The 7783-nt window shown below is 63.9% G+C and carries 6 protein-coding genes and 1 pseudogene; 5 read left to right on the top strand and 2 right to left on the bottom strand.

Going from position 1 to position 7783, the window contains the following annotated elements:
• The 5 genes from ACIQ67_RS18485 to ACIQ67_RS18465 all read left to right on the top strand — a co-directional run.
• The coding region (locus ACIQ67_RS18485; RefSeq protein ID WP_397535846.1) for an enolase C-terminal domain-like protein at positions 1 to 569 on the top strand (569 nt) is incomplete at its 5' end.
• A gap of 23 nt (positions 570 to 592) precedes the next feature.
• A complete protein-coding gene (gene pip, locus ACIQ67_RS18480) occupies positions 593 to 1528 on the top strand; it encodes a prolyl aminopeptidase (RefSeq protein ID WP_397535845.1) in 936 nt (311 codons plus the stop codon).
• On the top strand, positions 1525 to 3150 hold the full coding sequence (locus ACIQ67_RS18475; RefSeq protein ID WP_397535844.1) for a GMC family oxidoreductase: 1626 nt from the start codon (positions 1525 to 1527) through the stop codon (positions 3148 to 3150). Before pip ends, ACIQ67_RS18475 begins: the two co-directional genes overlap by 4 nt.
• A 20-nt stretch (positions 3151 to 3170) precedes the next feature.
• On the top strand, positions 3171 to 4568 hold the full coding sequence (locus ACIQ67_RS18470) for an FAD-binding oxidoreductase (RefSeq protein WP_397535843.1): 1398 nt from the start codon (positions 3171 to 3173) through the stop codon (positions 4566 to 4568).
• A 346-nt stretch (positions 4569 to 4914) separates the two neighbouring features.
• Positions 4915 to 5328: a YybH family protein gene (locus ACIQ67_RS18465; RefSeq protein WP_397535842.1), complete on the top strand. Its 414-nt coding sequence runs from the start codon at positions 4915 to 4917 to the stop codon at positions 5326 to 5328.
• 142 nt (positions 5329 to 5470) lie between these two features.
• On the opposite strand, the gene istB is transcribed toward ACIQ67_RS18465, so the two are convergent.
• Positions 5471 to 6235: an IS21-like element helper ATPase IstB gene (gene istB / locus ACIQ67_RS18460; protein WP_397535841.1), complete on the bottom strand. Its 765-nt coding sequence runs from the start codon at positions 6233 to 6235 to the stop codon at positions 5471 to 5473.
• Positions 6232 to 7524 (bottom strand): annotated as a pseudogene (gene istA / locus ACIQ67_RS18455) (IS21 family transposase); the annotation flags it as partial. The pseudogene istA and the gene istB, both read right to left, overlap by 4 nt.
• Between the last annotated feature and the right edge of the window lie 259 nt (positions 7525 to 7783).

Below are 7783 nucleotides of genomic sequence, written 5' to 3'. Positions count from 1 at the left end.
CATTGAAGGCCCCGCACTGGGTGAAGCTGAAGCTGGGCGCCGCCGATGGCCTGGATCCCGAACGCCTGGAGGCCGTGGCCGGCGCCTTACGGAATAGCCGCTTGCTGGTGGACGCGAACGGCGGCTGGACGCCAGCCACCTTGAAGGCCATGCTGCCGCTGGCCCAGCGCTTGGGCGTCTGTGTGATCGAGCAGCCCCTGCCGCCTGCGTTGGACAGTGCCATGCCGGCTGCGCCATCGGGCATCCTGTTCTGCGCTGACGAAAGCTGCCTGGACAGCGCCTCGCTGCCTGCTGTGCGCCAGCACTTCCAGTGGATCAACATAAAGCTCGACAAGTGTGGCGGCCTGAGCGAAGCCCTTGCCTTGCGTGAGGCCGCCCAAGACCAAGGCATGGGGGTGATGGTCGGCAGCAACGGCGGTACCTCGCTGGCCATGGCGCCGGCATTCGTACTGGCGCAGGGGCTGGAGATCGTGGATCTGGCGGTCGATCACCTGCTGCGCGACCGCGAACCCTCGTTGCACATCGAGGGCCATGTGATGCACGAACCTTCACGAGAGCTATGGGGATGAGAATGGCGCCCACTGCAAAACGAATGGAACTCCATCCCGCACTGCCACCCTTCGACACCGGCATGCTGCCGGTAGACGATGGCCACAGCCTGTACTGGGAGACTGTCGGCTCGCCGCAGGGCGTCCCGGTGGTCATGCTGCACGGTGGTCCTGGCGCGGGCTGCTCGGAGCGCGACCGCCGCTTGTTCGATCCGGAGCGCACCTACGCTGTGCTCTTCGACCAACGCGGCGCTGGCCGGTCCACCCCCAGCGGCAGCATCGATCACAACAACACACGCCAACTCGTTGCCGATATCGAGCGGCTGCGCAACCATCTGGGCATCGAACAGTGGTGGGTCTTCGGGGGCTCCTGGGGCACCACGCTGGCGCTGGCCTATGGGCAAGCCCACCCGCAGCGTTGCCTGGGCTTCGTGCTACGCGGCACCTGGCTCTACACCCATCATGAGGTGCAGGCCATGTTCGGCCCCGCAAGCATTCATGCACCCTACTGGTACGCCGAGTTGCTCCGGCTGACCGGGTCAACCTCCGTGACACAACTGCTCACGCGTGCACAAGCGCTGGTGCAGTCCGACGACCCCGCCGAGCACGGGCCTATCGCGCGTGCGCTGCTCAGCTATGAATGGGTGTTGTGCGACTTTCCACCCTTGTCGCTGGACGAAGCCCTGCAGCCCGAGAACCTGGCAATGGCGCGTATCGGCCTGCACTATCAGGTGCACCAGGGTTTCCTGCAGGAGGGCCAGTTGCTGGACGGCATGTCCGCAATTCAGCACCTGCCGGGCTTCATCATCCACGGCGAACAGGACTGGGTGTGCCCCCTGTCTACGGCGCAGACCTTGCACGCTCGGTGGCCTGGCAGCCAGTTGCGGGTGGTGCCCGGCGAGGGCCACGCTGACAGCACGCCAGGCATGCAGGCGGCAGTGATGGAGACGCTGGCGCGCATCGTCGGCGGGGTAGCATGAAAGCACCGGGCTGGGACTTTGAGGCCGATGCTGTGATCGTCGGTGGCGGCTCGGCCGGCGCCGTGCTGGCCGCGCGGCTGAGCGAGGATCCTGGCACGCAGGTCTTGTTGATCGAGGCCGGCCGGTCCGGGCGCCATCCACTCTTCCTGATACCCGGCGCGCAGGTCTTCGTGCGCGACTGGTCGCGTCATGCGTGGGAGTACGACATCGAACCCGACCCCACACGCCTGGGGCGAGCGGAGACGTGGCGGCGCGGCAAGTCGCTGGGCGGCAGCAGTACGATCAATGGGCTGATCTTCGCGCGCGGCCTACCGACTGATTTCGACCGTTGGGCGGCGGCCGGTCTGCCGCAGTGGTCGTTCGAAAGCCTGCTGCCGTACTTTCGACGCATGGAAACGAGCGCGGACTTTCAACAGTCGTCACTGCGGGGTGATACCGGACCGGTACCCGTAGAGGTGCTGAGATCTCCCCACATCCTGGCGAGGGAGCTGCTGGAAGCGGCGCGGCGCATGGGCATTCCCATCCATGCGGACACCAATTCAATGCAAGGCGAAGGCCTGGGCCTGGCGCAGACCAACCAGCGCCGTGGCTTGCGCTTCAGCAGTGAGTCATCGCACTTGCAACCCGCACGGCGGCGACACAACCTGCAGGTTTTGACGAACGCTACAGCCCTGCGACTGCTGTTCGAGCAGCGCTGCGCGACGGGCGTGGAGATCGAGCTGGGTGGCATGAAGCGCCGCGTGCGTGCACGCCGCGAGACCGTTGTGTGCGCCGGCCCCATCGGCTCGCCCAGCCTGCTGGCGCGCTCGGGCGTGGGCCCTGCCCACGCGCTACAGGCGTTGGGCATTCCCATGGTGTCCAACTCACAAGACGTGGGCGAGCATCTGCAGGACCACCCCGACATCTACGTGGAGTACGAAATCAGCGTACCGACCTATTCGTCTGCCCTTCGCGGTGCGAATCTCGTCAAGGCCGGCTTGCAGTACCTGCTTCACCGTGAAGGCCCGGCCACGTCGCCAGGCACGCATGTGCTGGGTTATCTGAAGTCCGAGCCCAGCGAGCCCGAACCTGACTTGCTTTTCTTCAGCGGCCCCTGGAGCCGCATCGAGGATGGAGGCACCTTCGCCAGCCCGCGGTCCGTGATGTCCATGTCGCCTTCGCTGTGTCGTCCTCGCTCACGGGGCCGAATCACTTGGCGCAGCCCCGATCCGGCAGACGCCCCCCTGATCCAAGCCAATATGCTGGCCGACGCGGACGATGTTCGCCGCCTGATCTCGGGCGTCCGGCTGGTGAATCGCCTGGCGCAGAGCGCGCCTTTGCGCGATCACGTGATACAGCGAGTGACCCCGGATGTGTTCGACCTGGATGACGACTCGGCTGTCGAGGCCTGGCTCCGCTCGGATGCCACGACCTGCTATCACGCCTGCGGCACCTGCCGCATGGGAGCTGACGAAGGGTCAGTGGTGGACGCCCAGCTTCGCGTACGAGGCGTCGGCCATCTGCGCGTCGTCGATTCGTCCGTCTTCCCTGAGATCCCGTCCGGCAATCTGCATGCCCCGACCGTGATGCTGGCGGAGCGGGCCGCCGACCTGATGCGGCAATCACACAGCTGGTCGACCTGAAAGTACCCATAGGGATGAACATGCATTCGACAAGCAACCCCAATACTCCCTTGCCCGCAGCCTTGTTGGAAGAGCTACAGAACATGTTTGGCAACCGGCTGAACCTGTCCCTGGCGATGCGTGAGCAACATGGCAGAGACGAGTCGCCCTTCGACGTAGCGCCACCCGATGCAGTGGTGTTCGCGAACAGCAGCCAGGAGGTGGCCTTTGTGCTGGCACAGGCGCATCAACACCGGATTCCGGTCATTCCCTACGGCGCAGGCACTTCGTTGGAGGGGCAGTTGCTGGCGGTATCGGGCGGGCTGAGCCTGGACCTCTCCAACATGAATCTGATCCTGCAGGTAAATGCCGAGGACATGACCGTCACCGTCCAACCGGGAGTCACAAGAGAGCAGCTCAACGAAGCGTTACGCCATCACGGCCTGTTCTTTCCCATTGATCCAGGCGCCAATGCCACCCTTGGAGGAATGGCCGCAACCCGCGCCAGCGGTACGAATGCAGTGCGTTATGGCACCATGCGCGAAAACGTGATGGCCCTGGAGTTCGTAACGGCTGATGGCGAAGTTCTGCGAACAGGCTCGCGGGCACGCAAGAGCAGCGCTGGCTACGATCTAACGCGGTTGCTGGTTGGAAGTGAAGGCACCCTGGGCGTCATGACCGAACTGACGCTGCGCCTGTACCCACTGCCCGAAGCCGTGAGAGCTGCCACTTGTTCATTTGCAAGCGTTGATGCAGCCGTGCAGACGGCCATGCTCTTGATGCAGCTGGGTGTACCGCTGGCTCGGTGCGAACTGCTCGACGCCCAGGCGGTCAGAGCCGTGAATGCGCGCGACCGTCTAGGTCTTCGTGAAAGCCCGATGTTGCTGATGGAGTTTCACGGCTCGCCAGGCGGCGTGGCCGAGCAAGTTGAAACCGCAGAGACCGTTGCCAGCGAACAAGGCGGTGAAGGCTTTGACTGGGCGGACACCCCCGAACAGCGCAGCCGATTGTGGGCAGCTCGCCACCACGCCTACTTGTCGGCCCTGCTCATGCGGCCCGGTTGCCGCTGTGTAACCACCGACACCTGCGTACCCATCTCGCGACTGGCAGACAACATCAACGCCTCGATCCAGGAAGTAGAAGCAGCCGGCCTGCCGTACTTCATCGTCGGACACGTGGGCGATGGAAACTTCCATCTCGGCTATTTGATAGACCCCACTCTGCCGGCGGAGAGAGAAATGGCGGAACGACTGAGCGAGCAGATGGTTCGCCGCGCGCTTCATATGGGGGGCACTTGCACCGGAGAACATGGCATCGGACTGCACAAGCAAAGCTTCCTGTTGGAAGAAGCCGGCGAGGGCTCGGTCGATCTGATGCGGCGGTTGAAGAGCGTCTTTGATCCACATGGCATTCTGAATCCAGGGAAGATCTTCAGCTGATCCGCAGCTGACCGTATTGGCGCAAGATCACGCCATCGCCTGATGGACAAAAGCACGCCGGTTATGGGCCTATGGTCACGACACGCTCCACTACCACACCGCCGCCGCACCTGTGATTTGGAGAGCAGGGCTTTTCCGACGCAGGAGCAAGTGATGTGGGCGAAGGCCTTGGAAGCCTCGCGCCGGCCGAAATTGGATTCCTTGGCGCCAACTCTCTCCCAAAACCCCTATAGCCAGTCCTCGCCAATTCTCTAACAGGGTGGCTGTCTGGCTGACTGGTCTAGCTGCATCTGGCCGGGCAATGCTGACAGGTCAAGCCGTCGCAATTCACTGGAGGAGTAATCCTATGGAAACAAAAGAGATGGAAGACAAGAAGATTGCAAACGTCCTTGATGCTTGGTACCACGCCATGGCCAACAAGGACATGCAGGCCTTTGCCGCGATGATGACCGATACCTTCGTTGTCGTAGAACATGACACGCTCATCAGTGGCGCGGACCTGGTGCAGATGCTCACAGCTGAGATCGATGAGCTGGGGGATGCGTTTTCGTTCTCAGCAGATCTGAGCGATCACAACATCACGGTTCATGGTGATGTCGCATGGTGTACTCACCGGAACTTCGAAGTTTTCGGGCAACGAGATGGCACGAAACTGGAACTGGACTTCATTGAGACGGTCGTTTTTCAAAAGTCGAACGGGCATTGGCTGATGGACCGTTACCACGCGACCAAGTTGCGTGAAGCCGTCATCTGCGGTTGATGATCCGGGGCGTGGCGCCGGCGCGTGACCGCCCTACCGTCTGGCATGGCGCCAACGGCGCTCCAGTCGCCAAAGACCCCGATGGCCAGGTCAAACTGCCCCACTTGTGGCCACCCAAACTGCCCCGGGCAGGACGAGGGAGTTATGCGGGGTCTGAAGGCGTGACGAGGCGGGCTGAGGCCTCCTTCAGGCGGTAGCTTTTGCCTTCGAACTCGAGCATCGCGCAGCGATGCATGAGTCGGTCCAGGATGGTAGTGGCCATGGTCGCGTCGCCGAGGTAGCGGCCCCAGTCCTGGACCACGCGGTTGGACGTGATGACGATCGAGCGGCGCAGCTTGTAGCGCTGGTGCACGATCATCTGCAGCAGCTCAGCGGCGTGCTCGCCGATGCGCCGCGCCAGGAACAGATCGTCCAGCAGCAGTAAGTCCGCCGCGACCCAGGCCTTGAGCAGCCGAGCCCGCTCGCTGGCGTCCGCCAGCGCGTACCGGGCCAGTGCCCCGTCGGCCTCGACATAGGCGACGTCATAGCCTTGCAAGGTGGCCTGGTAGGCCACAGCCTTGGCGACATGGCTCTTGCCGGTGCCGGGCTTGCCCACCAGGAGCGCGTTTGTGCCTTCGCTGAGGAACTTCAGGCTGTGCAGCTCGAAGCAGGCGCCGCGTGGCAGCTTAGGGTTGAAGCGCCAGTCGAAGTCCGCCAGCGATAGCTTCTCGTCCAGGCCGGAGAGCTTGTAGCGGCGCGCCATGAGGCGGCTGCGGCGCTGGTCCAGCTCGTCCTGCAGCAGCGACGTCAGCGTGTCCAGGAACGGCTCCTGAGAGGCCTGGGCCTGCATCACGCGGGTCTGCAGCGTCTGGGCCATGCCGGACAGGCGCAACTTGCGCAGCGTGTTCTCGATTTCTTGGGGGTTCATGCGAAGAGGTCTCCTTGAGGGATGGCGAGCGCGGCGACGGGAACGACCGTCGCGGCGGCGGTGCTGGCGGCTTGGGCGAAGAGTTCGCCGTACTCCTCGGGGCTGCGGATGAGCTCATGGGCCTGCGTGGGCGGGAGCTCGCAGGAATCGGCCGTGGACGCCACTGCCTCCAGGCGCTGCAGGGCTTGGGCTACCCGTTGTTCGGTGATGTGCTTGACGTGGCGATAGCTGTAGACGCCGTCATCCAGGGCTTGCGCGCAAGCGGCATTGACGATCTGTCGCGGCTGGCGATCCGCGAGGTGGACGATGCCCCAGAGCTTGCGCTGGCCCACACGACCCTCGACGCTGAACATCAGCTGGCACAGCCGCTCGGCGTCAGCGCCGATGGCCTTGGCCTGTTCGAGGATTCGGCGGGTCTCGCGCGAGGGGTTGAAGACTCGCTCGTCTTCGGGCAACACCACTGTGCCGGGGCGATCAGCCTTGGTGTGCGTACGCAGCAGCGCCTGCGTCCTGAGGTCGCGGATCTCCAGGCGCTGCTCGAAGATGCGCACCAGCACCTGGGTGCCGATGGCGGCTGGTCGGGCGGCGTAGCTGCAGTGAGCCACCCGGACGCAACCGTCGTCGCACACGGTGCGCTCCTCGTCACGGAAGTACTGCATTGGCCGGGGCGGTAGCGGTTGCAGGTGCGGCCGCTCCTCCTCGAACATCGCCTGCACCTGGCGGCGCTCGGCGCCGTGGATGCGAGGCGCCGCCCAGCGAGTCTCCCAGTGCTCCAGATACTCGTTCTGCTCCTCCAGGCTCTGGAAGCGCTTGCCCTTCAAGGCCGTGCCCTGGGTGTGGCCGATCGCGTTCTCGACGCTGCCCTTGCGATTGGGATCCCGCACCCGCGCTGGGTCCGCCACGACCTCGTAGTGCGCGAGCGTCGCGGCGTACACCGCATTGAGCTCGGGCTCGTATAGATCGGGCTTGATGACGCCTTCCTTCAGGTTGTCCAGCACCACGTAGCGGCAGGATCCGCCGAAGTACCTCCAGGCTTGCTCGTGCAACTCCGCCCAGACCTGTTGGCTGGACTTCCAGACCACGCGGCGGAAGCTGCGCCTCGAGTAGCGAAGCGTCGCCACGAACAGGCGCGGCTTGCGATAACGATCGCTCCCCGGTACCAGCGTGGGCGCGCCCTCGCCGTAGTCGACCTGCATCTCCTCGCCCGGCGCGAAGCTCAGTCGGTCGAACTGCTCCGGTTCGCGCACCCGCAGTCGCGCGACGAAGCGCTTGACGGAGTTGTAGCGGCCGGTGTCACTGACCGCCGTAATGGAGCCACCGATGTTCGGCGTAATGGAGCCAGGAACAGGTGGGTAAAACGACGCCCCGAGGGGGTTAAGACTGGGTCGATTTTGCAGCCTTTTGAGGGCCGGATTTGACAGGGTTGTCGAGCTGCTTTGACCTTGTCCCTGAAAAACGTATCCCTTGCTAAGTGGTCCAATCCAAGCAAGAGGAAACGAAATGACGAAGGCAAAGGCAGTTACGGCAAGGGCGCGTTACACGCTGGAA

Origin of the sequence: Roseateles sp., assembly GCF_044373315.1 — a bacterium.
Lineage (GTDB): Bacteria > Pseudomonadota > Gammaproteobacteria > Burkholderiales > Burkholderiaceae_C > JACDQM01.
This window is presented reverse-complemented; position numbering and strand designations above follow the sequence as displayed.

What these genes read in the sequence shown, in the direction of transcription:
- ACIQ67_RS18475 (WP_397535844.1), top strand. Translation starts at nt 1,525, where the DNA reads ATGAAAGCACCGGGCTGGGACTTTGAGGCCGATGCTGTGATCGTCGGT.
- ACIQ67_RS18465 (WP_397535842.1), top strand. Translation starts at nt 4,915, where the DNA reads ATGGAAACAAAAGAGATGGAAGACAAGAAGATTGCAAACGTCCTTGAT.
- istB (WP_397535841.1), bottom strand. Translation starts at nt 6,235, where the DNA reads ATGAACCCCCAAGAAATCGAGAACACGCTGCGCAAGTTGCGCCTGTCC.
- ACIQ67_RS18470 (WP_397535843.1), top strand. Translation starts at nt 3,171, where the DNA reads ATGCATTCGACAAGCAACCCCAATACTCCCTTGCCCGCAGCCTTGTTG.
- pip (WP_397535845.1), top strand. Translation starts at nt 593, where the DNA reads ATGGAACTCCATCCCGCACTGCCACCCTTCGACACCGGCATGCTGCCG.